This window comes from Amycolatopsis sp. NPDC023774 (genome assembly GCF_040639695.1).
Classification (GTDB): Bacteria; Actinomycetota; Actinomycetes; order Mycobacteriales; family Pseudonocardiaceae; genus Amycolatopsis.
This window is the reverse complement of sequence record NZ_JBFAAJ010000022.1, coordinates 95,949-122,643: the sequence shown is the minus strand read 5'-3', so window position 1 is coordinate 122,643 and position 26,695 is coordinate 95,949. Positions and strand designations below refer to the sequence as shown.

Sequence of the window (26,695 nt, the reverse complement as noted above, 5' to 3'; positions counted from 1 at the left end):
CCCCACCGTAAGGCGAAGCGAGCGGAAACGTCCACAGTGGTCACCCGCCGTGGGTGCTGCCGCTCTGGTATTCGGTGTAGGTGTAGGGGTTGTCGAGGACCTTCGCCGCGGGGACGTCGGGATTCATCCCCTGCTCCCAGGCCTCGTCGCCCAGCTGCGTGCGCAGGTGTTCGACCGTCGCGTCCACCGTGCGGCGCACCGCCGCGAGGTCGACGTCCACGAGGCGGCCGTCGCGCTTCACGATGCGACCGTCGACCAGGACAGTGTGCACGTCGCCGCGCTGGGCCTGGAACGCGATGTGGCCGTGGGGGTTGAGCAGTGGGAACGACACGGGCGAATGATCGTTTTTCACCAGCACGAGGTCAGCCTTCTTGCCGACCTCGACGCTGCCCAGCTCCGCCTCGCGCCCGAGGGCCCGGGCACCGCCCCGGGTGGCCCACTCCACGACCTGGTCGGCGCGCAGCGCGGCGTGCGTGACGGTGTCGCCCTTCGCGTGCGCCTCGAGGTGCTCGCGGGACCGGTCGGCGCCCAGCGTGGTGCGCATGGCGGAGAACAGGTCGCCGCTCCACCACACCGACGTGTCCATCGACAGCGACACCGGGATGCCGTGCGAGCGCAGCGCCCAGGTGGGCGGGTAGCCCTGGCCCGCGCTCTGCTCGCTCTCGGTGGACACCGACACCGAACCGCCCGTCGCGGCGATCCGGTGGTACGAGTCGGCCGAGAGCGACGCGCCGTGCACGTAGACCGTCTCGGGCGTCATGAAGCCGTGGTCGTGCATGAGACGGATGCCGTCATCGCCGGTCGCGCCCCACACGCCCGCGTGCGTGGTCACGGGGACGCCGAGCTCGCGCGCGACCTCGAACGCCGGCTTCTCCGGGAACGCCGGGTCGCCCGTCACGTCGAACGCGAGCTGGAAGCCGAGCATGGGGTCGCCGGTCATGCGGCGCGCGACGAACTCACGGAACTCCGGCGTGGCGGTCCAGCGCGCCGGGGCGTCCTGGATGTTGCCGTACGCCAGCACGAACCGGCCCGGCACGGCCTGCAGCGCGTCCACGGCCGCATCGGCGTGCTCGGTCGTCTGCAGCCCGTGCGACCAGTCCACTGTGGTCGTCACGCCCGCGTCGAGCGCTTCCCAGGCGGACAGCAGGTTGCCCGCGTGGACGTCGGCCGGGCGAAAAGTCTTTCCGTGCTCCAGGTAGTACCAGACGAAGTACTGCGTCAGCGTCCAGTCGGCGCCGTAGCCGCGCATCGCCGTCTGCCACATGTGCCGGTGCGTGTCGATCATCCCCGGCATCACGATGCCAACGGTCGCGTCGATCTCCACGGTGCCTTCGGGCACCGCCAGCTGGGGACCGACGGCGGTGATCTTGTCGCCGGTGACCAGCACGTCGTGCCCGGGCAGCACGCGGCGGGTGGCGTCGACGGTCAGCACGGTCCCGCCGCGCAGGACGACCGGCCGGCCGGTGGGCTCGCTCATGGCTGCCTCTCTTCCACGCCGGAGCCCCACGGACCCCGCACGCGTACAATCGTCCGCTTGACGGACAACCAGTGGGGTGCAGACACTTTTGCGCACCGTGGAGCCCCTGTCAATGCCCGGCGGGGCCCGGCGCGGCGCGAGGCCGGGCGATGCTGTCCGTCTCGCGGACAGCGAGCGGATACGCTTCGCGGGACGCAGTGCCCGCCACGCCGTGAGGAGGTCGTGCCATGCCACGAGAGGGAACCGGGCCGGACTTCATCGAGGCGCTCGCCCGCGGGCTCGAAGTGATCGCCGCCTTCCGGCCACACCAGCCGGTGATGACGCTCGCCGAGGTCGCGACCGCCACGAAGCTGGCCCGCCCCACCGTGCGGCGGATTCTGCTGACGCTGGAAGAACTCGGCTACGTGCGCGCGGCCGAGCGGGGTTACGCGCTCACGCCCCGCGTGCTCGAGCTCGGCGTCGCCTACGTGCGGTCGATGGGCCTGTGGGACGTCGCGCGCCCGCACTTGGAGAAGCTCGTGGCGCAGACGAACGAGTCCTGCTCGATAGCGCAGCTCGACGGCTCCGACATCGTCTACGTGGCCCGGGTTTCGGTACCCAAGATCGTGTCACTGGCCGTGCAGATCGGCACCCGGTTCCCGGCGCTGCCGACGTCGCTGGGCAAAGTCCTGCTCGCAGCCCTGTCGCCCGAGGAGCTCGAGACCACGCTCGCCGAGCCGACGCGCTCCGGGCTCGTGCCGCGTTGGCAACCCGGCCACGCCGAACGCGACGCAGAGCTGCGCGAGGTGCGCGCCCGCGGCTGGGCGCTGACCGACGAGCAGCTCACCCTCGGGATCCGCTCGGTCGCGGCGCCCCTGCGCGACGGGTCCGGCCGCGTGATCGCGAGCGTCAACGTCAACTGCCACGCCGCCGAGACCCCGGTCGACCGCCTGATCGGCCACCACCTGCCGCTGCTGCTGCAGGCCGCGGGCGACATCAGCGCGGACTTCGCGCGCCTGCAGGACGTGCCGCACACTGCCGCCGCAGCCGCGCCGGCCGTGTCCTGACCCGCGCTTGACCGGCGCGCCGCACTGGCGCAGACTCTCGGCTGTACGACCTTGGCGGACAATGGTCCGTCTAACGGACACGAAGAGAGGCGAAGCATGGAAGACTCCCCGGCGGGAGCGGGCACCGGGCCGCTGTCGGGGCTGCTGGTGGCGGACTTCTCCCGGGTGCTGGCCGGCCCGTACGCCACGATGCTGCTCGCCGACCTCGGCGCCGAAGTCGTGAAGGTCGAGGGACCGCAGGGCGACGAGACCCGCACCTGGATGCCGCCGGTGCGCGGCGAGACCTCCACCTACTACCTGGGCGTGAACCGCGGCAAGCGCTCCATCGCCCTCGATTTGCGCGACGAGGCCGACGCGGCGCTCGGGCGCGAGCTCGCCGCGCGCGCCGACGTGCTCATCGAGAACTTCAAGCCCGGTGGCCTCGCCAAGTACGGCCTCGACTACGAGACCGTCCGCGCCCCCAACCCCGGCCTCGTCTACGCGTCGATCACCGGCTTCGGCTCCGGCGCGGGCAGCCACGTGCCCGGCTACGACCTCATGGTGCAGGCGATCTCCGGCCTGATGAGCCTCACCGGCGACCCCGCCGGGCCGCCGTACCGCGCCGGCATCTCCGTGTTCGACGTGATGGCCGGCAACCACGCCGTGATCGGCATCCTCGCCGCGCTGCGCCACCGCGACGCGACCGGCGCCGGTCAGCTCGTGGAGGTCAACCTGCTGTCCTCGGCGCTCACCGGGCTGGTCAACCACAGCTCCGCCTACGTCGCGGGCGGCGTCGTGCCCTACCGGATGGGCAACGCGCACCCCAGCGTGTTCCCGTACGAACCGCTGCCCACCGCCGACGACGACCTCATCGTCGCCGCGGCCAACGACGGCCAGTTCCGCAAGCTGTGCGACGTGCTCGCCATCCCCGAAATCGCCGAAGACCCGCGCTTCGCACACAACGCCGACCGCACGCGCAACCGCGACGAGCTGCGCCCGATCCTCGTCGAGCACCTGGCCGCCCGCGGCGCCGTCGACTGGTTCGAGGCCCTCACGGCGGTGGGCGTGCCGTGCGGCCCGATCTCCACGATCGACGGTGGCTTCGCGATGGCCGAACGGTTCGGGCTCGACCCCGTGGTCGAGGTCGGCGAAGGCGACCGCGCGGTGCCCACCACGCGCCACCCGTTGCGGCTCTCGGCGACCCCGGCGTCCTACCGGCTGCCGCCGCCCGAGCTCGACGAGCACGGCGCCGAGCTGCGCGCCTGGCTGGGCACGCCACGCAGTGATCTCCCCAAAAACGACGTTTTCGCAGGAAAGGACGCCGAGTGAACGAGCCGGTGTACGAGACGGCGCTCGGAGCGTCGTCGCTCGACAAGATCACCCTGCTCGGCCAGGACCTCGCGCAGGACGTGATGGGCAAGGTCGGTTTCGGCGAGCTGTCCTTCTGGCTCGCGACGCAGCGCCGGCCGACGCCGGGCGAGACCCGCGTGTTCGAGGCCGTGCTGGCGGCGCTGGCCGACCACGGCTTCACCCCGACCGCGATCGTCACGCGGCTGACCTACCTTTCCGCGCCCGACTCGATCCAGGGCGCGCTCGCCGCCGGCCTGCTCGGGGGCGGCTCGCGTTTCCTCGGCGTCACCGAAGACTGCGGCCGCTTCCTGCACGAGGTGCTCGCCTCCGCCGGCGACCTCCCCACCGACGACGCCGGCTGGGACGCGCTCGCCCTCGAAACCGTGCGCGTGAAACGGGAAGCCCGCGAGTTCGTCCCCGGACTCGGGCACCACGTGCACAAGCAGGGTGACCCGCGCACGCCGCGCCTGCTGGAGATCGCCGAGGAGGAAGGGCTCGTCGGCCCGCACCTGGCGCTGTTCACCGCGATCGGCCGCGTCCACCCGCAGGTGCTCGGCAAGACGCTGCCGCTCAATGGCGCGGGCGTCTGCGGCGCCGCGCTGGCCGACCTCGGGCTGCCGCTGGAGCTGCTGCGCGGGTTCGCGCTGCTCGCCCGCACGGCCGGGCTGATCGGCCAGCTTGCCGAGGAGCTGCGCCATCCCGTGGGGAACGACATCTTCCTCGCGGTGGACCTCAACAACCGGCCCGTCGAGCCGGACCCCTACACGCCCTGACCCCCGCGGAAACCGGCCGAGAAGAGGACGTCAATGGAGCTCGTCACCGAGGACAACATCACGGAGCTCGCGGAGCGGCGGTGGGGCACCGCGCACGACCCGCGCACGCAGGAGTTGATGACCGCGCTCGTGCGGCACCTGCACGACTTCGCGCGCGAAGTGCGGCTCACCGAACCGGAGTGGATGGCCGCGATCCAGTGGCTCACCCGAACGGGCCAGATCAGCGACGAGAAGCGGGAGGAGTTCATCCTCGCCTCCGACGTACTCGGCCTGAGCATGCTCGTGGTGCAGATGAACCACGCCTTCGCGAAGGAAGCCACGCCGGCCACGGTGCTCGGCCCGTTCCACATCGACGGCTCCCCCGAGCTGGACTTCGGCGGCGACATGTCCGACGGCGTCGAGGGCACCCCCCTCTACGTCAGCGGCACCGTCCGTTCCCTCGACGGCTCCCCCGTCGCCGGCGCGCTGCTCGACGTGTGGCAGGCGGACGCGGACGGCTCGTACGAGTCGCAGCTGCCGGAGGTCGACGAGGCCCGGCTGCGCGCGAAGTACACCACTCGCGCCGACGGCATCTACTGCGTGCGCACAATCGCCCCGAAGGGATACTCGATCCCGATGGACGGCCCCGTCGGCGACCTGATCTCGCGCACCGACATCAGCCACTTCCGTCCGGCCCACGTCCACTTCCTCGTGAACGCCGAGGGCCACGAGCCCCTCATCACGCACCTGTTCCAGGAAGGCGCCCAGTACCTCGACAGCGACGTCGTGTTCGGCACCAAGCAGGAGCTCGTGGTCGCCTTCGAGCCCCGCGAGCCGGGCCCGACACCCGACGGCGGCGAGTCGGCCGCGCCGTGGGTCGAGGCGCGCTACGACTTCGTCCTGCAGCCCGTCGACTGAGTCCGGGAATCCCGGCAGCAGAGACAGCAGAAGGCCCCCAGCGCTCACGAATCGCTGGGGGCCTTCGCATGCGCGGTCAGCGTCCGAGTTGCTCCAGCAAGGCCGGCCACGCGGCGGCGCGAACGTCGAGTTCGCCGCCCTGACGGTCCTTGGTGTCCCGGATGCCGACCGACTCGATGCCCACGGCGACCTCGACGCATTGCCCTTCACTGCTCGAATACGACGAGGTGCGCCACCGCCGGGTCTCGCTCACGTTCTACCCGCCTTGGTGCTCGGTTCGGATGGTCTCCATCAGGCTAGTGGAATCCTCGAAGCTCAACGCTGTCGCCTGGAGCGCCTCCCAGGCCGACTCGTACCGGTCCACGTCGCGAGTCTCCTCCAGGTACGAGCCACCGGCGAGGGTGTCGAGGTAGACATATGTGGCCCGATCGGCAAGATCGAGCAGCGTGAAAGGAGTCCCCATCGCCGGGTGGCCGCTCACGTCGGTCGGGAGGACCTGCACACGAATGCCGGGCGAGTTGGCGGCCGAGATCAGCGCGGTCACTTGGTCCGCCATCACGCCGCGACCGCCGACCGGGCGCCGCAGCGCCATCTCGTCGAGGATCACCCACATCCGCAGGTCTCGGGAGCGGGCACTGTCCTGCAGTTCGGTTCGGACCTTGAGCCGCTGCTGGATCGTCTCCTCGCTCGCATCCGGAAGGCCGAGGCGCAGAACGGCTTCGGTGTATCCGCGGGTCTGGAGCGCACCCGGCACGATGCCTTCCTCGAACTCGCGGATGCGAACTGCATCGGCCTGCATCTCGATGTAGTCGGTCAGCCTGCCGAGCGCATCGTCGGAGTACGCCGCCCACCAACCGCGCTGCTTGGAACTTCGCGCGAGCTGCACGAGCGCATCCGTTGTCTGCTGGTCCGCCTCGTAGACCTGGGCCAGCCGGTAGGTGTCGTCGCCGTTGACCATGTGCCGCAGCGTTTCGATTCGGCTGAGCTTGGCTTCGGAGAACCCCGCCGCCTCGGCGGCGTCCACAATGGTCAGCCCCGCTTCGGCGCGCAGCCGGCGAAGTGCCGACACCAGGCGCCGACGGCGTAGGGAAGGCGGCTTGGACACGATCCTGCTCCATTCGAGTGAGGCGGAAGTGTAAATATTGCACTCTTGCCAGTACTGCTCCAAAGTGTAGCCGCGTGCACACCTGACGTACTCGGGGAGGTTGGGCGATGACCACAGTGTCCGATGAGGTGACCGGCGAGCGGTCACCGGCGATGATCGAGCGCGGCCTGTTCGCCGTGCATTTCTGGGCGGGAGACACCCGCAACCACCGGTACCCGCGCGCTCAGCTGCAAGACGAGGCACGGGACACCTTCAGCCCCGGCTGCACGCGGGACGGCGTCGTCATTCCCGCGCGGTGGGCGTTCCGCTCCGAGCTGTCGCAGGAACTCGGCGACGACCGTGACAAGGCACAAGACTGCCGCGCCTGTTTCCGGCGGCCGCGATGACCGCACTGGTCCAGCGGTCGGCTCTCGAGCAACTCGACGTCGTCGCCGCGCGGCTGGAGGAGATCCGGATCGCCGAGGGCCTCACCCTGCGGGAAGCGGGGCGGATCCTCGGCATGCTCGCCGGGAACATCCACTCGCTCCGAACGCGGGCCCGCACCAGCCAGACCCTGCCGACCCTCGACGCCTACGCCCGCTTCCTCGGCTACCGCCTGCACGTGGTCCTCGTCGAAGACGACCCCGGACAACGCCGCCCACCCTGGCGCGAGCGCATGCCCCACGGCGACAACCCCGGAGACGCCCAGGCCATGTCCGAACTCTGGCACCTCCCCCAGCACCTGCACACCCTCCGCCGGAAAGCCGGGCTGACCCGCGACGAGGTCGCCGAAACCCTCGGCATCAGCCCACTCACCTTGTGGCGCCTGGAAAACCACCCCGGCGCAGCCGACGCGGCCTTCACCAACGTCCTGCTCTATGCCCGCTTCTACGGCTACACCGTGCAACTCCACCTCGCCGAGCCGCTGGAGGTGACGACGATCGGCACCTGAATGCGGGACGACGGCTCAGTGATCTACGACGGCAACTCCGACACCGGCGACGACGAAGGCCACCTTCCCGGCAAATGAGCTCCCGGCCACCGCGTGGCGACCCCGACCGGGCGCGGCGGCCGGGTTCCCACTCCCGCCTCGGCGGGCTGAGCCGAAGCCCCCAGGGACTCACGAGCCTGGGGCTTCGTGCTGCGACGATTCCGGACGCTGGTTCGGCTGGCGCCGGTTTGTCCACCGCCGGTTTGCCTGCCGCGCGGGGCGGGAAGACCTAGTCTCGTGCTGGGGACGGCCCGCGCGGCCGTACCGCGACGAGGAGAAGGGACGGCTCCGCCCATGGCGATCGCCACCATCAACCCCGCGACCGGGGAGACGGTCAAGAAGTTCACCGAGCTGACCGAGGCCGAGGTCCGGAACAGGATCGGGATCGCGCACGAGGAGTGGCAGACCTATCGGCACACCACGTTCGCCGAGCGCGCCGCGCTGCTGCACGCCACCGCCGACCTCCTCGAAAAGGAGGCCGACGACGTCGCGCGGATGATGACGACCGAGATGGGCAAGACGCTCGCCTCGGCCCGCGCGGAGGCGCTGAAGTCGGCCAAGGGCATGCGGTACTACGCCGACCATGCCGAAGAGTTCCTCGCCGACGAGCCACTGCCGGACCCGTCGGTGGTCGGCGCGTCGCGCGCGCTCGGCCGCTACCAGCCGCTCGGCGTGGTGCTGGCCGTGATGCCGTGGAATTTCCCGCTGTGGCAGGTGATGCGCTTCGCCGCGCCCGCGCTGATGGCGGGCAACGTCGGGCTGCTCAAGCACGCGTCCAACGTGCCGCAGTGCGCCCTGTACCTCGAAGACGTGTTCCGCCGCGGCGGGTTCGCAGAAGGCTGCTTCCAGACGCTGCTGGTCTCCTCTCGCCAGGTCGAACCGATCCTGCGTGACGCCCGCGTCGTCGCCGCCACGCTCACCGGCAGCGAGCCGGCAGGGCGCTCGGTCGCCGCGATCTGCGGGGACGAGGTCAAGCACACCGTGCTGGAACTGGGCGGCAGCGACCCGTTCGTGGTCATGCCCTCGGCCGACCTCGACCGCGCGGCCGAGACCGCGGTGACGGCGCGGACGCAGAACAACGGCCAGTCATGTATCGCGGCCAAGCGGTTCATCGTGCACACCGACGTCTACGACGAGTTCGCCCGGAAGTTCGTGGAGCGAATGCGCGCACTGACCGTCGGCGACCCGTTCGACGACAACACGAAGGTCGGGCCGCTGGCCACGGAACAGGGTCGCACCGACGTCGAGGAGCTGGTGGACGAGGCCGTGTCGGCGGGCGCCACCGTGCTGTGCGGCGGGCAGCGGCCGGAGGGCCCGGGCTGGTTCTACCCGCCGACGGTGATCACCGACATCACGCGCGAGATGCGCATCTTCACCGAAGAGGTGTTCGGCCCGGTCGCCTCGCTCTACCGCGTCGCGGACCTCGACGAGGCGCTGGAGATCGCGAACGCGACGTCGTTCGGCCTCGGGTCCAACGCGTGGACCGAGGACGCCGGCGAGATCGAGCGGTTCATCGACGACCTCGACGCCGGGCAGGTGTTCATCAACGGCATGACGGTGTCGTACCCGGAGCTGCCCTTCGGCGGCGTGAAACGCTCGGGGTACGGCCGCGAACTGTCGTCGCACGGGATCCGGGAGTTCTGCAATCTCAAGACGGTCTGGGTCGGCTGACGTGCGGGGCGTACCCGGGCGTCAGAGCACGCCCGGGTACGCCCCGCCGTCGATGAGCAGGCTCTGACCGGTGACGAACCCCGCCTGCGCCGAGCACAGGTAGGCGCAGGCCGCGCCGAACTCCGCGGGCTCGCCGAACCGGCCGGCGGGGATCGACGCGCGCTGCCCGTCCGCGACGACTTCCGGCGTCACTCCCGCATTCGCAGCCGCCGCTTCCTGACCCGAACGCAGGCGGCGGGTGTCGAACGAGCCGGGCAGCAGGAAGTTGATCGTCACGTTCGCGTGGGCCACGGACCGGGCGACGCCGGCGAGAAACCCGGTGAGGCCCGCCCTCGCGCCGCTGGAGAGGTCGAGCCCGGCGAGCGGCATCTTGACCGAGCCGGACGTGATGTTCACGATCCGGCCGAACCGGCGCTCCACCATGCCGTCGACGACCTGCTGCACCAGCCTGATCGGCGTGGCCATGTTGGCGCGCACGCCGGCCAACAGCGCTTCCTCGTCGACCTCGCGGAAGTCGCGGAACGGCGGGCCGCCGTTGTTGTTCACGAGGATGTCGGCCGGCCCGGCGGCCGAGAGCAGCGCGTCCTGCACGGCGTGGTCGCCGAGGTCGCCCGCGACGGGCACCACGGTGGCGCCCGTCTCCGCCGCGAGCTCCTCGGCGGCGGCGCGCGTCGAGTCCTCCGAGCGTCCGTTGACGACGACGGTGCAGCCCGCCCGGGCGAGCTCCACCGCGCAGGCCCGTCCGAGTCCCTGGGTCGACGCGCACACCACGGCCGTGCGGCCGGCGATTCCGAGGTCCACGAGCCCACTCCCCTGTCGTGCCAACGGAAAGTACCGGTGGACTTTACCCAGCGATCTCGCAGAGCACCTCGCCCTGGGCTCGGCTGTCGCCGACGGCCACCGCGAGCCCCGTGACCACGCCGGATTTGTGCGCCTTCACCGGGTTCTCCATCTTCATCGCCTCCACCACGGCGATGAGGTCGCCGGCCTCGACCGAGTCGCCTTCGGCCACGGCGAGCTTCACGACCGTGCCCTGCATCGGCGTGGTCACCGCGTCGCCGGACGCGGCCGTCGCGCGCGGACCGAGCGTCACCGCCGCGGAAGCCGCACGGATCTCGTCGGCCCAGGCGCCCACTTCGGACAGCCCGGGCAGGGGCACCCGCAGGGCACGCCCGCCGACGGAGATCGACACCTTGCCGTCGTCGGCGGGTTCGGCCGAGTACTCCGGCAGGGTGTTGGCGAAGTCCTCCTCGATCCAGCGCGTGTGGACGGTGAACCCGTCCTCGGCCGTGAACGCCGGGTCGCGCACCACGGCGCGGTGGAACGGCACCACAGTCGCGAGGCCGTCCACCTCCAGCTCGGCCAGCGCGCGGCGGCTGCGGGCCAGCGCCGTCGCGCGGTCGGGCCCGGAGACGATCAGCTTGGCCAGCATCGAGTCGAACTGCCCACCCACGACACTGCCCGCCTCGACGCCGGAGTCGAGGCGGATGCCGGGGCCCTCGGGCACGTCGAAGCGACGGACGGTGCCGGGCATCGGGAGGAAGCCCCGGCCCGGATCCTCGCCGTTGATGCGGAACTCGAACGCGTGCCCGCGCGGTTCGGGGTCGGCCGGCTCCAGCCGCTCGCCGCGCGCGATGCGGAACTGTTCCAGCACGAGGTCGAGGCCCGTCGTCTCCTCGGTCACGGGGTGCTCGACCTGGAGGCGGGTGTTGACCTCCAGGAACGAGATCGTGCCGTCGGTGCCGACGAGGTATTCGACGGTACCCGCGCCGAGGTAACCCGCCGCCGCGCAGATCTGCTTGGCGGAGGAGTGGATCAGCTCGCGCTGCCCCTCGCTCAGGAAGGGAGCCGGGGCCTCTTCCACGAGCTTCTGGTGGCGGCGCTGCAGCGAGCAGTCGCGGGTGCCGGCCACGACCACGGTGCCGTGCGCGTCGGCGAGCACCTGCGCCTCGACGTGCCGCGGGTGGTCGAGGTAGCGCTCGACGAAACACTCACCACGGCCGAATGCCGCGACAGCTTCACGGGTGGCGGAGTCGAACAGCTCGGGGATCTCCTCGAGCGTCCGGGCGACCTTGAGCCCGCGGCCCCCGCCGCCGAACGCCGCCTTGATCGCCACCGGCAGCCCGTGCTCGCGCGCGAACGCCACGACCTCGTCGGCCGACGCCACCGGCTCCTCGGTGCCGGGTACCAGCGGCGCACCGACGGACCGGGCGATCTTGCGCGCGGTCACCTTGTCGCCGAGGTCGCGGATCGCCTGCGGACCCGGGCCGATCCACACCAGGCCGGCGTCGAGCACGGCCTGGGCGAAGTCGGCGTTCTCCGAGAGGAACCCGTAGCCGGGGTGCACGGCGTCGGCGCCGCTGACCTTGGCGACGTCGAGGATCTTGTCGATGTCCAAATAGGACTCGGCAGCCGTGCTGCCGTGCAGCGCGTAGGCCTCGTCGGCGAGGCGGGTGTGCGGCGCCCGGGCGTCCGGATCGGCGTAGACGGCGACCGAATCCAGCCCGGCGTCGCGCGCGGCGCGGATCACGCGCACCGCGATCTCCCCCCGGTTCGCGACCAGCACCTTCTGGAACTCAGACACGGGTAACTCCCCTCTCCCGGATCCCCGGGAGGACCTCGGTGGCGAACAGGTCGATCGCGCGGTCGGCCTCGGCACACGCCGGGGCGAAGACCACGCTTTCCGCGCCCGCTTCGGCGTACTCCGCGAGCCGCTCCCGCACCCGTGCCGGCGTCCCGAACAGCAGGTAGCGGTCGGCGTAGCCCTCGAAGTCCTGGCTGTACAGCTGACTCACGGACGACACCACCTCGCGGCGGGCACGGTCGCCGTCGGTGTCCACACTGGACCACAGGTACACACCACCGCGAACGTCTTCGGGCCGGCGGCCGTTCTCGCCGGCCAGCTCCTGCACCTGCTTCAGGCTGTCGGCCAGCCGCTGCGGCGTGACCAGGTACGGCAGCCAGACGTCACCGTATCGCGCGGCCCGGCGCATCGCCGCCCGGCGCCGCCCGCCCACCCACACCGGCGGGCGCCGGTCGGGCACGGGCTGCAGCTCCTGGTCCTCGATCGTGGTGAACTCGCCGCAGAAGGTCACCCGCCCGCCGGCGAGCAGCCGCTCCAGCACCTCCAGCGCCTCGTCGGCCCGGCGCCCGCGCTCCGCGAGCGGCACCCCGACGGCCTCGAACTCGGGCGGGTGCTCGCCACCCACGCCGACGCCCAGCTCGAACCGCCCGCGCGACACCACCGCCAGCGTCGCGACGAGCTTCGCCGCCAGCGCCGCGGGGTACACCGGCAGGATCGTCAGCGCGCTCAGCAGGCTGATCCGCTCGGTCGCGCCCGCCGCAGCGGCCAGCCCGACGAACGCGTTGGTGATCGGCCCGTGGAAGAACACGTGCTCGCCACAACAGAAGAAATCGAACCCGGCCTCCTCCGCCCTCCGCGCGGCCGCCGGGATCTCCCTCGGATCCGCCCCGGGCGGAAACATCAACCCGACGCGCATCAGCCCTCCCCCGGCACGCGCGCCAGCACCGTGCGCGCCATCCGGACGTGGACGTCGTCGACCATCTGGCCGTCGACGACCGCGACGCCGGAGTCTGCGGCCGCCAGGACGGCTCGCGCGTGGGCGACTTCGTCCGGGGCCGGTGTGAAGACCTCGTGGGCGAGCTCGACCTGGCGGGGATGCACGCAGATCTTGCCGGTGTAGCCGATCGCGCGGCCCTGGTGGGCGTCGGCGCGGAACCGGTCGTCGTCGCGGATCGAGACGACCGCCTGGTCCACAGTGGACACCCCACACAGGTGGGCGGCGAGCCGGACCTCGCTGCGGGCGTACAAGACCTCGTCGCCGCGGGCGGTGCGGACGCCGCCGATGTCCGCGATGTAGTCCTCCGCTCCGAAGTAGACGGAGTCGATCCCCGTGCGCAGCAGTTCGCGGCAGAACGCCACGCCGCGCACGGTCTCCAACCCGGCGATCACCGGCATGTCCGCGCCGACCCGCGCCCGCACCGCGTCGATCTCCTCGGGCCGCTCGTACTTGGGCAGCACCACGCCGACGCCACCCAAGGAAGCCACCGCGGCCAGGTCGTCCGCGAACCACGGCGACGTGATCGGGTTGACCCGCACCAGCAACGTCGTCGAAGGCCCGGCGGCAAAGCCGGCCAGCGCGGCCACCGTCGTCGCCCGCGCTTCGGCCTTCTGCGCGGCCGGCACGGCGTCCTCGAGGTCGACCACGGCCGCGTCAGGGGCGATCGCCGGGATCTTGGCGATCATCGAGGCTTTCGAGCCCGGCATGAACAGCAGGCTGCGCGGAACCAGTCCGTCCGACATCAAAGCTCCCTCACACCGGGCTGATCAGGTGATGGCGACGGTGACCGGAGCGTTCCCAGCTCCCGGCCGCGCGCAGCCGGCCCAACAGCTCGGCCCGCAGCGCCTCCGGCTTCACCACCGTGTCGACGTGCAGCTCGCCGGCCAGGCGCAGCAGCGTGAAGTCGGCGGCCTGCTCGGCCACGCGCGCCTGCACGAACGCCTCGCGCTCGGCCGGGTCCTCGATCGCGGCGACCTTGTTGGCGTACACCGCGTTCGCCGAAGCCTCGGGCGACATCGTGCCGATCGTCGCGGTCGGCAGCGCGATCGTGGCCCGCGGTTCGAAGCCCGGCGCGCACATCGCGTAGAAGCCGGCCGCATACGCCTTGCGCAGCACCACGCTGAACTTCGGCACCTCGGCACTCGCCATCGCCGCGACCATCTTCGCGCCGTGGCGGATGATCCCCTGCCGCTCCACCGCGACGCCGACCATGAAGCCCGGCACGTCCTGCAGGAACACCAGCGGCACGTTGTACGCGTCGCACATCGACACGAACCGCGCCGCCTTGTCGGCCGAGTCCACGAAGATCGCACCGCTGCGCACCGACGGCTGGTTCGCGACGAGCCCGACGGTCTGCCCGCCGAGACGTGCGAACCCCGTCACCATCTCCTCCGCCCACGCGGACTTGATCTCGAAGAAGCTGCCGGCGTCCACCAGCCGCAGGATCACCTCGCGCACGTCGTAGGCCGCGTTGGGGTCCTCCGGGATCAGACCCTCGGGCCAGTCCGGGATCTCCGGCGCCACGGCCTCGGCACGGGCGGGGGCCGAGCGCCAGTCGTCGGGCAGGTACGACAGCAGCAGCCGTGCCGCCGCGATCACCTGCCAGTCCTCGTCGAACACCTCGTCGCCGCAGCCGGAGACAGTGGCGTGCATGACCGCGCCACCCATCTCCTCCAGCGTCGTGCGCTCGCCGGTGACCTTCTCCGCGACCCGCGGCGAGGCCAGGTACATCGACGCGTTGCCCGCGACCATGCCCACCCAGTCGGTGAAGGCCGGCATGTACGCGCCACCCGCGGCCGAAGGCCCGTGCAGGCAGCAGATCTGCGGCACCCGCCCGGAAAGCTTCACCTGCAGCTGGAAGATCCGCGACGCCCCGCGCCGCCCGGAGAAGAAGCCGAGCTGGTCGGTCAGCCGCCCGCCGGCGGAGTCGACGAGGTAGAACACCGGCAGCAGGTCACGGTCGGCGCGCTCCAGGATGCGCACCTGCTTCTCGCACGTCAGCTCGCCCCACGACCCGGCCTTCACCGAGAAGTCGTGGGCGATCACGGCGACCGGCCGGCCCTCGACCGTGCCGACGCCGGTGAGCACGCCGTCGGCGGGCAGGCCGTCGCCCGCCGCGTCGGCGAGCAGGCCGTCCTCGACCCAGCTGCCGGGGTCGAGCAGCAGCGCGATCCGTTCCCGCACCGGGAGCTTGTTCGGCCAGCGGCTCGCGTCGCCGCCCGCAAGCGCGACCTCTTCGGCCTTCTCGAGCTCGGCCGTCACCTCGCTCATCGCGCTGCCTCCTCCGTGACCACCAGGGTCTTCAGCGACGCCGCGAGCACGGTCTCACCACGCTGGTTGAGGATCCGGAAGGCGGAGGTGACCACGCCCCTGCCGTCGCCGCGGGGGGTCAGCTCGGTGACCTCGGTCTCGACGTGGATCGTGTCGCCCACGCGCACCGGCGTGACGAACCGCAGCCGGTCGATGCCGTAGAACGCTTTCATCGCCTCGGGCCAGAACGTGACCAGGCCCAGCGCGACCGACAGCGACAGCGCGCCGTGCGCCACGCGCCCGCCGAACACCGGGTCGGCCCCGAAGTATTCCGCATCGGTGTGCGCCGGGTGCCAGTCGCCGGTGAACATGGCGAACTGCACGATGTCGGTCTCGGTGATCGTGCGGGCCCGGCTGACGTGGGTGTCCCCCACCTTGATGCGGTCGAAGTACTCGGTGATCACGCGGCATCCCCTTCCGGCCGGCGGTGCATCAGGCCCGTGCGCTTGGCCCGGCACACCAGTTCGTCGCGCTGGTTGTAGGCGCGGTGCTCGAACACGACGATCCCGGCGCGCGGGCGCGACTTCGACGCCCGGGCCTCCACGACCTCGCTCTCCACGCGGATCGTGTCGCCGGCGAACACCGGCTTCGGGAACTCCACGTCGGACATCCCGAGCTGCGCGACGATTGTGCCCAGCGTGAGCTCGTACACCGAGAGCCCGACCACCAGCGCGATCGTGAACATGCTGTTCACCAGTGGCTTGCCGAACTCGGTGCGCGAGGCGTAGTCGGCGTCGAGGTGCATCGGCGCCGGGTTCATCGTCATGGTCGTGAACAGCACGTTGTCGGTCTCGGTCACGGTCCGCCGCGTCGCGTGCCGCACCACGGTGCCGACTTCCAGCTGTTCGAACCACCGGCCCGAGACCGGGCGATCGATGTCTGTGCTCATGGGTTTACCTTTCCGTGCCGGGCCACCGGCGATCTTGAGTCAGAGACTGCCGAACCGCGGCGCTCTCCGCTCGGCGAACGCGGCCAGCCCCTCCCGCGCGGTCGGGCCGGCCAAGTGCGCGAGCAACGTCTCCCGCTCCGCGGTGATCGCGGCGGCGGGTTCGTCGGCGAGCGCCGTGCGGTGCAGGCGTTTCATGCCGCGCAACGCGTCGGGCGCGTGCCGGGCGAGGCGCGCGACGAGTGCTTCGACGGCGTCGTCGAGCTCCGCCGCGGGCACCGCGCTGCTCACGAGCCCGAAACGCGCGGCTGTGGCGCCGTCGACGATTTCGCCGGTGTAGAGCAGCCTGCGGGCGATCGCCGGGGCGACGGCGTGGGTCAGGCGCACCGAGCCGCCGGCTCCGGGCAGCAGCCCGTACTCGAGGTGCCGGTCGCCGATCTGCGCGGTTTCGCTGACCACGGCGAGGTCGCAGGCGAGCATGATCTCGCAGCCGCCCGCCACCGCGTAGCCGTCGATCACGCAGACGGACACGAACGGCGCGGCTTCCAGCCGGTCGAGCGTCACCCCGATCGAGGTGATGTACTCGCGCACCGCGCCCGGGTCGTCCAGCACCGACCGCAGGAACTTCAGCTCGGCACCGGCCGACAACGTCCCGCCCCGCCCGCGCACCACGACCACCGAGCAGTCCCCGGCGGCCGCGATCGCCTTGTCCAGACCCGCGATCACCCCGGGGCTGAGCGCGTTGCGCGTGGCCTCCTGGTCGATCGTGATCCGGCCGACGGGACCGTCCACACTGAACCCGACCGCCTCACTTCCTGATGACAATGCCCGCCGCCTCCCGGTCCCACAGCTCGCCGACGCGGTCCGCGGCGGCGGTCTTCAGCTTGTACTTCTCGATCTTCTCGCTCGGCGTCTTCGGCAGGCCTTCGATGAACTCCAGGTAGCGCGGCACCATGAAGTAGGGCATGCGCTCGTCGCAGAACGCGATGATCTCCTCGTAGGTGGCGCTCGCGCCCTCTTCGAGCACCACGTACACCATCAGGTCGTCCTCGCCCAGCTCGGAAGCCACGGGCACCGCGGCGGCCTCGAGGATCGCCGGGTGCTTGCAGACGATGGTCTCCACCTCGTAGGCGGAGATGTTCTCCCCGCGGCGGCGGATGGCTTCCTTCTTGCGGTCGGAGAAGAACAGGTACCCGTCTTCGTCGACCCAGCCGCGGTCGCCGGTGTGGAACCACAGATCGCGCGTGGCTCCGACAGTCGCGTCGGGCATCTTGTAGTACTCCAGCATGGTCATGCCGGGTTCGTTGGGGCGCAGGCGGATCTCGCCGACCTCGCCCGCCGGCACGGCGCGGCCCTCGTCGTCCACGATCTGCACGCTCATGTCCGGGCGCACGCGCCCGGCCGAGGGCACCTTCTCCGGCGAGTCCTCGGGACTGAACACGGTGACCGCGCAGTTCTCGGTCATGGCGTACACCGACGTCACGCGCGTGCCGTAGCGCTCGAGGAAACCCTGGGCCAGCTCCCGCGAGTTCGGCACCATCATGCAGATCCGCACCGAGTGGTCGCGGTCGCGCTCCGAGGGCGGCTGCTGCCAGATGATGTTCGCCATCGCGCCGAGGCAGTTGAACACCGTTGCCTTCGACTCGCGGATCTGCGACCAGAACCGGCTGGCCGAGAAGTGCGGGTAGAGCGCCACGGACGCTTCCGCCCACAGCGCGGCGTAGACCGTGTACCAAAGCGCGTTGCCGTGGAAGACCGGCAGGCACGTGTAGAGCACGTCGTCCTGGCGGTAGGAGTTGAGCGAAGCCATCTGATGGCCCACGGCGTGGCCCTGCGCCTGCGGGCAGATCGCGCCCTTCGACGGGCCCGTGGTGCCGGAGGTGTAGAGGATCAGGTGCGGGTCGTTCCAGCGCACGGGTTCGGCCGGCTGCGGCGGTTCGGGCGAGGCCTGGCCGAGGTCGGCGAGATCGTGCGTGGTGACCCCGTCGAGCGCGGCCAGCTGCGCCGGGTCGGAACCGAGCCCCAGCACCATGCGCACGGCCGGCACCTCGGGCAGCACGGCGGCGAGGCGCGTGAGCAGGTCGCCTGCCACGCACACGGCCGTGGAGTCGGACTGGTCGAGGAAGTAGCGCAGCAGCTCGCCCTTGGCGGCGGTGTTGAGCGGCACCGCCACGGCGCCGAGCTTGCCCAGGCCCCAGAGCGTCCACAGGAACTCCGGGCCGTTGGGCATCATCATGGCCACGTGGTCGCCCCGCGAAACGCCGAGCGCGGCGAACCCGTTGGCGTAGCGGTTGGTCATCTCGTCGAGGTCGCGGTAGGTGAAGGTGCGCCCCGCCCAGTGCAGGAACGGGCGGTCGCCGACGCGGGCGGCTTTGTCGGCGAGGATGTGCGCGGTGGTCCTCTGGTCGATCTCGTAGTAGCGCATCGTCGGGCTGCCTCCAAGTCTCGCCTCCGGACGCTATCCGCACGGGCGCCATCGGTCAACAAACAGTTGTTGCAAGCGGTCTGCCCATCGACTCGTCACTCGCCGTAGTGTCTAATGGGCGGGTGTCCGAACGAGCCACCGACTACGTCACGCCCATCGTCGAGATCGCCGCGAGCCTGTTCGCCCGCAAGGGCTACCACGGGACCTCGATGCGCGACATCGGCCGGGAGGTCGGCGTGCACGCCGGAAGCCTTTACGTGCACATCCAGAGCAAGGAGGACCTGCTCGAGGCGATCGTGCACAGCATCATGGAACGCTCCGAGCGTGACATGGAGGAGATCCTCGCCGCCGGCGGCACCGCCACCGAGCAGCTGCGCCAGGTCGCCGCGCGCGACCTCAAGCTCATCGGCGAGAACAAGGAGTTCGCCACCGTCTTCTTCCACGAGTGGCGCAACCTCAGCGAGCCCCGCCAGCAAGCCGTGATCGACAGCCGTGACCGCTGGGAAACCGGCTTGCGCCGCATCATCACGCAAGGCATCGAGACCGGCGAATTCCGCGAGGCCGACCCGCGCATCGCCGGCATCGCGCTCACGAGCATCTTGAATTGGGCGTATGTCTGGTATTCGCCCGACGGGTCGCTCACCACGGACGAGCTCGCGGACCGGTTCGCCGACCTGTTGATCGAAGGCCTGCGCGCGCACTGAGGTGTCGTTCTCGCACCGCCCGGTGGATCCCGGCGATCTATGATCGCGACATGCTGGATCTTTCCCCCGACGAACTGCTGTCCACCACCCGCTCGGTACGCAAGCGCCTCGACTTCACCCGCGACGTGCCCGACGACCTCATCCGCGAGTGCGTCGCCCTCGCCCTGCAGGCCCCGGCCGGCTCCAACATCGTCACAGCCCGCTTCGTGGTCGTGCGCGACGAAGCCAAGCGCCGGGCCATCGGCGAGATCTACGGCTCGATCTTCGCGCAGTACAAGGCCTCCCCCGGCTACCCGGGCAAGAACACGGGCGAAACCGAACGCGACCGCGTGCAGTCGCGCGTCGCCAGCTCGGCCGACTACCTGGGCGAGCACATGGGCGAAGCGCCGGTGCTCGTGCTCGCCTGCAACGAAGGCCCTGACCGCGCCATCGCGGCCGCCGGCATGTCGAACGTGCTGCCGGTGACGTGGAGCTTCATGCTCGCCGCGCGCGCCCGCGGCCTCGGCACCGCGTGGACGTCCATGCACACCGTCCGGGAGAAGGAGGTCGCGGACATCCTCGGCATTCCCTACGAGACCGTCGCGCAGGCCGTGCTGACGCCGCTGGCCTACACGAAGGGCACGGACTTCCGCCCCGCGTCCCGACCCGCGCCCGACGAGGTGACCCACTGGGACAAGTGGTGACCGGGCCGAGCCTGTAGGACCACCCCGGTCCGGCTGCCAGGAACGCCCCGCAGCCTGACCCGCCTTTCCGACACCATGGCCGGCGGGTCAGGCCAGGCCGTGCTGTTTCGCGATCTTGCCGTCGTCCCTGGAGTTCCGCCGCCGGGGCGCAGATCTGAGTCGCGCCGGAGACGAGCACGACGATCGCCGCCTCCGGCACCTCGCGATGGCGCCGCCGGATCTCGGCCCGGGGCCGTTCCCCCGCGTGCACGACGTGGTGGTCGGGCCGAGACCGCTGAACTCCGTGCGACCATGGCTTGCTTGAACGGGTACGCGGCGCGGGGAGTGCCGGTTACCGGGCGGCGTCAGTCGACGTCCATCGCGTCCTTCTGATTCTCGCGCGCACGCTCGAGCCGGTCGCGCAGCTCCTGCGGGGAGATACCCAGCCGCTGGGCCATGGCTTCCTCCTGGCGCTGGACCGCGTAGTCCTCCGCTTTCTGGCCGGGCGCCGGGCGATCGGCCCGGTTGGCTTCGGCCGCATCGTGCGCGTGGTCGTACTGCTGCGCCTTGGCATCGTCCGCCTGGGTCCGGTGGTTGAAGGTCCGTTCGACGGCCGCATCCTCCTCGGCCCGGGTCGGGTACTGCCCGGATCGCGCGGTGTCCCGCGCCAGGTGCATTTCCGCGACGTCGCGCCTGTCCGGGCCGGGGGTATGAGCGAAACCGCCTTGCCGGTTGCTGTATTCGATCGGCCGGTCCCGCATGTGGTCGACCATGCGGTGGTAAGAGTCGTCGGCGATCTTGCCCTGGGTGGTACCTGCGGTCGGCCGGAAGCTGTCCCTTTCGGGCGCGTTTTCCATCACTGGCAGCCTCTTCGGTTCCTGAGGCGTGGTGTCTTTGTCATAGGCCGGATTGGGCTCGGTCTTCTGCTTGAAGCGCGGTTCGTCCGGGGTTTCGTCGTAGCCCTTCCATTCCGGGTTCTTCTCGAGAGCCGGCTTCATGTGCTGGTTGGCGTAGGTCAGCTGGTTCAGCTGGATCGCGTCGCTCGGCCTTCCGCCTCTCACCGCATTGTCGAGTGATTCGCGGTAGCCCCTGGCGTCGAGCCCCGAGCCGTCCGGCTCGACCCGGTTACCGGTGCCGATGTTGTCCCGGTGCGCCTGGTAGGACTCCTGGTAGGCGGGTGCGTCGTTCTCGATCCGCTTGGCGTCGGCGGTCGCGCCGCGCGTGAAATCGGGTGCGAGCGCGTGGTAGCCGATCGGGTGTTCGGACTGGTGGGTGTGCTCGCCGGAGAGCTGCTTCTTGCTGTGCGGCCAGGATGGGTCCTTGCTGATCTCGTCGAAGTACTCGTGGTTCAGCCGTTTCATCTCCGCAGCCGTCTTGCCGTAGGTGCCGTCCGGTGGGATCCTCGGCGGATTGGGCTTCTTCCCGTACGGCGACGGGTTCTGTTGCGCGGCCTTCTTTTTCGCCGCGGCGCACGGAGTCGCCTTCGGCATCAAACCCAGCGGGTCGGCCAGCGCGGTCGGGTTGAGCACGTACGCCTGGGAGTCCGGGCCCGGGTCGAGGCCGAGCGGATCGTGCGAGAGGTACCGGCCGGTCTCCGGGTCGTAGTACCGGTTGACGTTGTAGTGCAGCCCGGTTTCCGCGTCGTGGTACTGGCCGGGGAAACGCAGCGGGGTCGTCGCGCCGCCGGGGGCGGAGAGGACCTTGCCCCACAGCGTGGCCTGGCGGTGCCAGGCCACCTCGCCGCGCTCGTCGACGAGTTCGCTGGGCGCGCCGACGAGGTCGGTGACGATCGCGTGGAATCGCTCATCCGTGGTGCCGAGGACGCGTTCGGTCTGGGCGAGCGCACGGCCGGTGTCGGGCGACCATTCCCACACGGTCGCGATCTGCGGCCTGCCGGGTCCACTGTGGACCTGTTCGGCGAGGATGCCGCCGTCCCAGGCGAACTGGACCTGCTCGGTGATCCGGCCGTCGGCGGCAAGCCGTTGCTTGGCGACGCGGCGCCCGAGAGCGTCATACCGGTAGCGCCAATGCTCGCCGTTCGGGGTGACGACCGCGGTCAGGCGGCTTTCGGCGTTCCACCGGAACTGCCACCGCGGGCCGTCGGGCCCGGTCGCGCGCACCGTGGTGCGGCCTTCGGGGTCGTGGGCGAAGCGCAGCGCGCCTGCCGACGCCAGGAGCGTGCCGCGGTACTCCCGGGGGCCGGCGGACGGTGCACCGGGAGTCTGCGCCTGGGCGATGACGCCGGACGGGAGGTAGGCGTAGCTTTCCTGCCAGCCGTGACCGGCGACGGAGCGGACCCGGCCGGTGCGGTCGACGTCGAACGTCCTCGGGCCGGACAGCGCATCGGTGACCGAGCTGAGGTAGCCGTCGGCGAGGTAACCGTATTCGCGATGCTGCGCCGTCCGCGCGCCTGAACTCACGCTCTGCGACGTGAGGCGGTCGGCGGAGTTCCAGCTCTGGTGCAGTTCCACGGCGCCGAGGCGTCGGACGCGCTCGCGGCCGGCCAGGTCGTGGTCGAACCGGATGGTGCGGCTCCCCACCTGCAGCGCCACGAGAGTGCCAGCCGGACCGTAGTCGAAGCGGGATTCCGCGCCGGACGGTGTGCGCCGCACCTCCCGGCGGCCCAGCGCGTCGTACTCGGAGTGCACCGGACGGCCGTCGACGGTTTCCGCCACCACCCGCCCGAGCGCGTCGTAGGCGAAGGTGACCTCGGCGTCCGCGTTACGGGCGGCGACGAGCCGGCCGGCCGCGTCGTACGCGAAGGTCGCGACGTCGCTGCCGGTCGTGCGGCGGACGACACGGCCCATCGCGTCCCGTTCCAACTGGGTGGTCTCTCCTGCGCCGTTGGTACGGGCGATGACTTCGCCGGCTGCGTCGTAGCGATAGGTGAGTGTGCGGCCGTTGTAGTCGGTCTCGCGGACCAGGTTGCCGGCGGCGTCGTATTCGTAGCGCCACACGAAGCCTTGTTCGTTGGTCATCGAGACCAGCCGCAGCTCGGTGTCGTAGGCGAACTCGATGCGTTGCCCGTCCGGGCCTGTCACCGCTACGGGCAGGTCGAACTGCGCGTACTCGGTGCGGGTCCGGTTGCCGCGCGGATCACTGCGGTCCTGGGTGTTGCCCGCCGCGGCGTCGCGCCACTGCCAGGTCGCGCCGTCAGGGCCGATCGCCTCGGCCGGCTCGTCGCCGCCGGCCCAGCGGTACCGGGTGACCGCCCCCAGCTGGTCGGTGACGGAGGTGGTGCGGCCGAGGTCGTCGTAGGTGTAGCGGACGACGGCGCCTTCCTCGTCGACGACGGTCAGCGGCCGGCCTGCGGGGTCGGACTCGATGCGGGTGGTACCGCCGAGCGCGTCGGTGATCATCGTGAGGTTGCCGCGTTCGTCGTAGCCGAAGGTGGTACGGGCGCCGAGCGGGTCGACGACCGCGGCGGCCTTGCCGCGTTCGTTGTACTCGTACCGCCAGGTGGCGCCGTCCGGGCCGATCGCGGCGGACGGGCGGCCGAGCTCGTTGTACTCGGTCAGCGAGCGTGTGCCGTCGGGCGCGGTGACGGCTGTGACGTGACCGCTCTCGTCACGTTCCCAGCGGGTCTGGCGGCCCAGCGGGTCGGTGCGGGTGAGCATCCGGCCGTGCTGATCGTACCGGAACGTCGTGGTGTGGCCGAGCGGGTCGGTCTCGGCGATCACGTCAAGCCGGTCGTCGAGGTGGAACCGCCGCACGGCACCGAGCGAGTCGGTGACGGTGGTCACGAGGCGCTCGCGGTCGTACTCGATGGCGCAGCCGAGATAGCCGTCGGTGCCGGTCGCGCGCACGACGCGGCCCGCGCTGTCGAATCCGTAGCCGTACCAACGGCCGTTGACGTCTTCCCACCGGATGATGCGGCCGTCGGCGTCGTAAGTGAACCGCGTGGGCGTGCCGGCTTGGTCGACGATCTCCGTGAGCCGGCCGCGTGCGTCGTAGGAGTAGGCCGCCAGCATGGTGCCGTCCTGGGCGCGCAGCGCGGTGATCCGGCCGTCGGCGCTGTCGAACAGCACGCTGGTGCCGGAGGAGTGGACCATTGCGACGGGCACGCCGTTTTCGTCGCGGACCACCTCGATCCGGTTGCCGTCGCCGTCGCCGATCGTCGCGAGCGGGCAGACGCCGGACCCGTTGTCGGTGAAGAACAGGGAATGCGCTTGGTCGTCGTCGGTGACGAGATAGCCGCCCTCGAACCGGGAGAGTGACCGGGCGGGGCCGGCGACTGGCAGCACCGGGTCGTCGGCCGGGACGGGATACGTCTGGATACTGCCGTCGGCCAGCGCGATGTGTAGGCCGTCGTCTCCCACCTCGATCCGCTGGTCCACTGTGGACGCCCAGGTTGGACCGAAGAGCCGGCCGGCACGGTAGGACGACAGGTGCGTGCGCGAGACCTCCAGCGGCAGCGCGCCGGGCACGGTCAGGTCGGTCTGGGTGAGCATCATCCAGCCGGTGGCGACGTCGATCGGGTCACCGCAGTCGGTGCGGTCCTTGACCGGGGTGCTGTTCTCGTGCGGATCGGCGTTGCTGTCCTTGAGGCTCTTCGTGCCGGGCGTGCCGGTGCTGTCGTCCTTGGGCAGGCTGCGACTCCCGCCGCCGGGCGGGGGCACATCCCCGGCGGCTCCGGTACCGTCGGGCGACCCGGACGCGTGGGTCGCGTCGTCACCCGACTTCGAGCCTGCCGGCAGGGTGCTGTCCTTTGACCCGCCACCGGTGTAGCCGGACGCCTTCGTTCCTTCGTCGGCGCCACCGGCTTTGCCGGCCGGGGGCGAGGAGTCCTTCGAGCCGCCGCCTTCGTAACCCGACGCCTTGGTCCCGTCGTCACCGGCGCCGGATTTGCCCGGCGGCGGCGTGAAGTCCTTCGAGCCGCCGCCTTCGTAACCCGACGCCTTGGTCCCGTCGTCACCGGCCGACTTGCCCGGCGGCGGCGTGTAGTCCTTCGGCGCGCCTTCGTAACCCGACGCCTTGGTCCCGTCGTCACCGGCCGACTTGCCCGGCGGCGGCGTGTAGTCCTTCGGCGCGCCTTGGTAACCGGACGCCTTGGTCCCGTCCCCGCCGCCACCACCGCCCGACTTCGCGGGCGGCGCCTTCGGCGTTCCGCTCAGCTCCCCCGTCTTGCCCGGGCCTGCGACCTTCCCGCCCTTGATGTCCTTGAGGCCCTTGCCCACGTCCTCGAACAGCTGCCCCGTCTTCTTCAGCATCGGGGCCAGCGCCTTGAGCGCCTTGACGAGGCTCGTCACCAGCTTCGCGATCTGCGTCGCCGTCTTCGCGACGTTCTCGGCCACTTCGGGGATGACCCACGCGAGCCCGATGCCCACCGTTGCTACCACCTGCAGCGCCCAGCTGATCATGTGCCCGATCAGCTGCGAGATGATGTCGCGCACGAGCGTCCGCACGGCGGCCACGACCTCGCCGCCCTTCTTCACCCCGCCGGCCGCGCCCTCGCACCCCTTCGCCGCCGCCTGCAACGACGCGCTCAGATCCTGCGCCCGCTGCCGGTAGGCATCCGCGGCGGCGCCCGACCACGACTGCAGATCCGCGTTCACCTCGTCGGTCAGATCCGTCGCGACCGCGCCCAATTCCTTCGCGACGTTCGCCAGCGTCTCCGACTGCGCCTGGATCTGGTCCGCGTTGCCCGTCAGGCCGTCGAGCGCCTCTCTCAACGGCCCCACGTGCTCCAGCAGCCAGCCCACGCCGGCCGCCAGGGCCGCGCCGAAGGGGTCCATCGCCGCCGACAACATGTCGAGCCCGGTCCCGACGGCACCCATCGCGGCCGACGCCCAGTCACCCGACTCGATTCCCTGGGCCAGGCTGTTCGCGTCCTCCAGCAGGGAGATTCCCGAATACGCCTTGGTCGAATCCTTCGTGGGCACGATCAACGGATTGCTCACTTCGACACCCCTCCTATGCCGGCGAGCGAACCCTGCCGGGAGAATCAGAAATTGAGAAGAAAGACAGGCACAATTCCGGGCGATAACGTAGCCGGTAACTCACCCATTGTTTTCGGCCGGCACCAGCCATCGTCATGGCGATTCACTCGTGGTGGCGGCCGGCCGAAAAAGCCGGCCGCCACCACGGAACACCTCCAGGCACCAGCGAGTCCATCGTCCTCAGTGGAGACCGGACGTCACCAGGGGTTGTTGTCCTGCTCGTCCGGGTCGATGCCACCCCGGCGGCGCGGCGCGGTCTGCGGGCCGGCCGGAGCGGCGGGCGGCGGCGGGGTCGCGGCGCCACCGGCCGACGGTGCGGGCGGCACCGGCGGCGGGGTCGGAGCCGGGGGCTCCGGCTCGCCCGGGCCGTCCTCGGGCTCGTCGAGGTCCGGGAAGCGGCTGCGGAGGCTGCCGAGCAGCGCGGTGCGGGTGTCCTGGTCCTCGTCGCCGAGGTTCTCGCTCATCACCTCGGCCACGCGCTGGGTGATGCCCGACTGCGCGCGGCGCATGGTGTCCAGCACCATGCGGGCCAGCTCCTCCTGCGGCATGGTCCGCGTCTTGGACCCGAAGACCAGGTCCGACACGACCCCGTCGGCGCCGACGGTGACCCGGACGGTGCCGTCGGGACTCGACGCCGTGAGGCGCAGCCGTTCGGTCTCCTGCTGCGCAGCCGCGTAACGCTCGGCCTTGCGGGCGAAGCCCGCCGCCCACTCGTCCATCCGCCGGATCGCCTCGTCGGGGTCCCTGATCAGGTCACCCAACCCTCCCGCACTGGTCATGGTGTTCGTACTCCTCGATCTGCCTACTGCTGAATTGTTCGGGTGGCGCCGGGCGAGTCATCGCCCGGCGCCACGGTCGAGACTCGGCGGTTACTCGGTGACCGTGCCGATCCGGAACGACGACGGGTTCGCCACGGGCTC

The 26,695-nt window shown here is 70.9% G+C and carries 23 protein-coding genes; 9 read left to right on the top strand and 14 right to left on the bottom strand.

Features of this window, described 5'->3' with window-relative positions; genetic code table 11:
• Positions 1 to 40: 40 nt before the first annotated feature.
• Positions 41 to 1,477, bottom strand: coding sequence for an amidohydrolase family protein (locus tag AB0F91_RS33715; protein ID WP_360604147.1), 1,437 nt, complete (start codon positions 1,475 to 1,477; stop codon positions 41 to 43).
• A gap of 227 nt (positions 1,478 to 1,704) precedes the next feature.
• On the opposite strand from AB0F91_RS33715, the gene AB0F91_RS33710 reads away from it, so the two are divergent.
• The 4 genes from AB0F91_RS33710 to AB0F91_RS33695 all read left to right on the top strand — a co-directional run bounded on the left by AB0F91_RS33710 (position 1,705) and on the right by AB0F91_RS33695 (position 5,522).
• Positions 1,705 to 2,523: an IclR family transcriptional regulator C-terminal domain-containing protein gene (locus tag AB0F91_RS33710; RefSeq protein ID WP_360604145.1), complete on the top strand. Its 819-nt coding sequence runs from the start codon at positions 1,705 to 1,707 to the stop codon at positions 2,521 to 2,523.
• A 96-nt stretch (positions 2,524 to 2,619) separates the two neighbouring features.
• A complete protein-coding gene (locus AB0F91_RS33705) occupies positions 2,620 to 3,831 on the top strand; it encodes a CoA transferase (protein ID WP_360604143.1) in 1,212 nt (403 codons plus the stop codon).
• Positions 3,828 to 4,625 carry a citryl-CoA lyase gene (locus AB0F91_RS33700; RefSeq protein WP_360604141.1) on the top strand — a complete coding sequence of 266 codons (798 nt, stop codon included), beginning with the start codon at positions 3,828 to 3,830 and terminating at the stop codon, positions 4,623 to 4,625. Before AB0F91_RS33705 ends, AB0F91_RS33700 begins: the two co-directional genes overlap by 4 nt.
• Positions 4,626 to 4,658: 33 nt before the next feature.
• On the top strand, positions 4,659 to 5,522 hold the full coding sequence (locus AB0F91_RS33695) for a dioxygenase (RefSeq protein WP_360604139.1): 864 nt from the start codon (positions 4,659 to 4,661) through the stop codon (positions 5,520 to 5,522).
• A 76-nt stretch (positions 5,523 to 5,598) separates the two neighbouring features.
• Here the strand turns inward: AB0F91_RS33695 and AB0F91_RS33690 are convergent, their stop codons facing one another.
• Together AB0F91_RS33690 and AB0F91_RS33685 are read right to left on the bottom strand one after the other, a co-directional pair.
• Positions 5,599 to 5,775 (bottom strand): DUF397 domain-containing protein, encoded by a 177-nt coding sequence (locus tag AB0F91_RS33690; RefSeq protein ID WP_360604137.1) that lies wholly within the window; start codon positions 5,773 to 5,775, stop codon positions 5,599 to 5,601.
• Between the two features lie 3 nt (positions 5,776 to 5,778).
• The gene (locus tag AB0F91_RS33685; protein WP_360604135.1) at positions 5,779 to 6,690 is read right to left on the bottom strand and encodes a helix-turn-helix transcriptional regulator; all 912 of its coding nucleotides are present in this window, start codon (positions 6,688 to 6,690) and stop codon (positions 5,779 to 5,781) included.
• Positions 6,691 to 6,734: 44 nt separating this feature from the next.
• On the opposite strand from AB0F91_RS33685, the gene AB0F91_RS33680 reads away from it, so the two are divergent.
• From AB0F91_RS33680 to AB0F91_RS33670, 3 genes are all read left to right on the top strand, one after another.
• Positions 6,735 to 7,013: a hypothetical protein gene (locus AB0F91_RS33680; protein ID WP_360604133.1), complete on the top strand. Its 279-nt coding sequence runs from the start codon at positions 6,735 to 6,737 to the stop codon at positions 7,011 to 7,013.
• Positions 7,010 to 7,558, top strand: a complete 549-nt coding sequence (locus AB0F91_RS33675; protein ID WP_360604131.1) for a helix-turn-helix transcriptional regulator — start codon at positions 7,010 to 7,012, stop codon at positions 7,556 to 7,558. Before AB0F91_RS33680 ends, AB0F91_RS33675 begins: the two co-directional genes overlap by 4 nt.
• 333 nt (positions 7,559 to 7,891) lie before the next feature.
• Positions 7,892 to 9,268 (top strand): NADP-dependent succinic semialdehyde dehydrogenase, encoded by a 1,377-nt coding sequence (locus AB0F91_RS33670; RefSeq protein WP_360604129.1) that lies wholly within the window; start codon positions 7,892 to 7,894, stop codon positions 9,266 to 9,268.
• A 21-nt stretch (positions 9,269 to 9,289) separates the two neighbouring features.
• Here AB0F91_RS33670 and AB0F91_RS33665 read toward each other — a convergent pair whose 3' ends face one another.
• The 9 genes from AB0F91_RS33665 to AB0F91_RS33625 are packed head-to-tail and all read right to left on the bottom strand — an operon-like array spanning position 9,290 to position 18,470.
• A complete protein-coding gene (locus AB0F91_RS33665) occupies positions 9,290 to 10,069 on the bottom strand; it encodes an SDR family oxidoreductase (protein WP_360604127.1) in 780 nt (259 codons plus the stop codon).
• Between the two features lie 43 nt (positions 10,070 to 10,112).
• On the bottom strand, positions 10,113 to 11,852 hold the full coding sequence (locus AB0F91_RS33660) for a biotin carboxylase N-terminal domain-containing protein (protein ID WP_360604125.1): 1,740 nt from the start codon (positions 11,850 to 11,852) through the stop codon (positions 10,113 to 10,115).
• Complete coding sequence (locus AB0F91_RS33655; RefSeq protein ID WP_360604123.1) at positions 11,845 to 12,768, bottom strand: LLM class flavin-dependent oxidoreductase; 924 nt, start codon at positions 12,766 to 12,768, stop codon at positions 11,845 to 11,847. Before AB0F91_RS33655 ends, AB0F91_RS33660 begins: the two co-directional genes overlap by 8 nt.
• The gene (locus AB0F91_RS33650; protein ID WP_360604121.1) at positions 12,768 to 13,592 is read right to left on the bottom strand and encodes a CoA ester lyase; all 825 of its coding nucleotides are present in this window, start codon (positions 13,590 to 13,592) and stop codon (positions 12,768 to 12,770) included. The genes AB0F91_RS33655 and AB0F91_RS33650 overlap by 1 nt, the downstream gene beginning before the upstream one ends.
• 10 nt (positions 13,593 to 13,602) lie before the next feature.
• Positions 13,603 to 15,120 (bottom strand): acyl-CoA carboxylase subunit beta, encoded by a 1,518-nt coding sequence (locus AB0F91_RS33645; RefSeq protein WP_360604119.1) that lies wholly within the window; start codon positions 15,118 to 15,120, stop codon positions 13,603 to 13,605.
• A complete protein-coding gene (locus tag AB0F91_RS33640; RefSeq protein ID WP_220241301.1) occupies positions 15,117 to 15,563 on the bottom strand; it encodes a MaoC/PaaZ C-terminal domain-containing protein in 447 nt (148 codons plus the stop codon). The genes AB0F91_RS33645 and AB0F91_RS33640 overlap by 4 nt, the downstream gene beginning before the upstream one ends.
• Entirely contained in the window at positions 15,560 to 16,048 is a 489-nt protein-coding gene (locus tag AB0F91_RS33635) for a MaoC family dehydratase (RefSeq protein WP_360604117.1), read from the bottom strand. Before AB0F91_RS33635 ends, AB0F91_RS33640 begins: the two co-directional genes overlap by 4 nt.
• A gap of 39 nt (positions 16,049 to 16,087) precedes the next feature.
• Positions 16,088 to 16,837 carry an enoyl-CoA hydratase-related protein gene (locus AB0F91_RS33630; protein WP_360604115.1) on the bottom strand — a complete coding sequence of 250 codons (750 nt, stop codon included), beginning with the start codon at positions 16,835 to 16,837 and terminating at the stop codon, positions 16,088 to 16,090.
• A gap of 16 nt (positions 16,838 to 16,853) precedes the next feature.
• The gene (locus AB0F91_RS33625; RefSeq protein WP_360604113.1) at positions 16,854 to 18,470 is read right to left on the bottom strand and encodes an ATP-dependent acyl-CoA ligase; all 1,617 of its coding nucleotides are present in this window, start codon (positions 18,468 to 18,470) and stop codon (positions 16,854 to 16,856) included.
• Positions 18,471 to 18,592: 122 nt separating this feature from the next.
• Here AB0F91_RS33625 and AB0F91_RS33620 point away from each other — a divergent pair, with 122 nt between their 5' ends.
• Entirely contained in the window at positions 18,593 to 19,174 is a 582-nt protein-coding gene (locus AB0F91_RS33620; RefSeq protein ID WP_360604111.1) for a TetR/AcrR family transcriptional regulator, read from the top strand.
• A gap of 50 nt (positions 19,175 to 19,224) precedes the next feature.
• Positions 19,225 to 19,857, top strand: a complete 633-nt coding sequence (locus AB0F91_RS33615) for a nitroreductase family protein (protein WP_360604109.1) — start codon at positions 19,225 to 19,227, stop codon at positions 19,855 to 19,857.
• Between the two features lie 344 nt (positions 19,858 to 20,201).
• On the opposite strand, the gene AB0F91_RS33610 is transcribed toward AB0F91_RS33615, so the two are convergent.
• Together AB0F91_RS33610 and AB0F91_RS33605 are read right to left on the bottom strand one after the other, a co-directional pair.
• Complete coding sequence (locus AB0F91_RS33610; RefSeq protein ID WP_360604107.1) at positions 20,202 to 25,736, bottom strand: RHS repeat-associated core domain-containing protein; 5,535 nt, start codon at positions 25,734 to 25,736, stop codon at positions 20,202 to 20,204.
• 236 nt (positions 25,737 to 25,972) lie between these two features.
• On the bottom strand, positions 25,973 to 26,554 hold the full coding sequence (locus AB0F91_RS33605) for a YbaB/EbfC family nucleoid-associated protein (protein ID WP_360604105.1): 582 nt from the start codon (positions 26,552 to 26,554) through the stop codon (positions 25,973 to 25,975).
• Between the last annotated feature and the right edge of the window lie 141 nt (positions 26,555 to 26,695).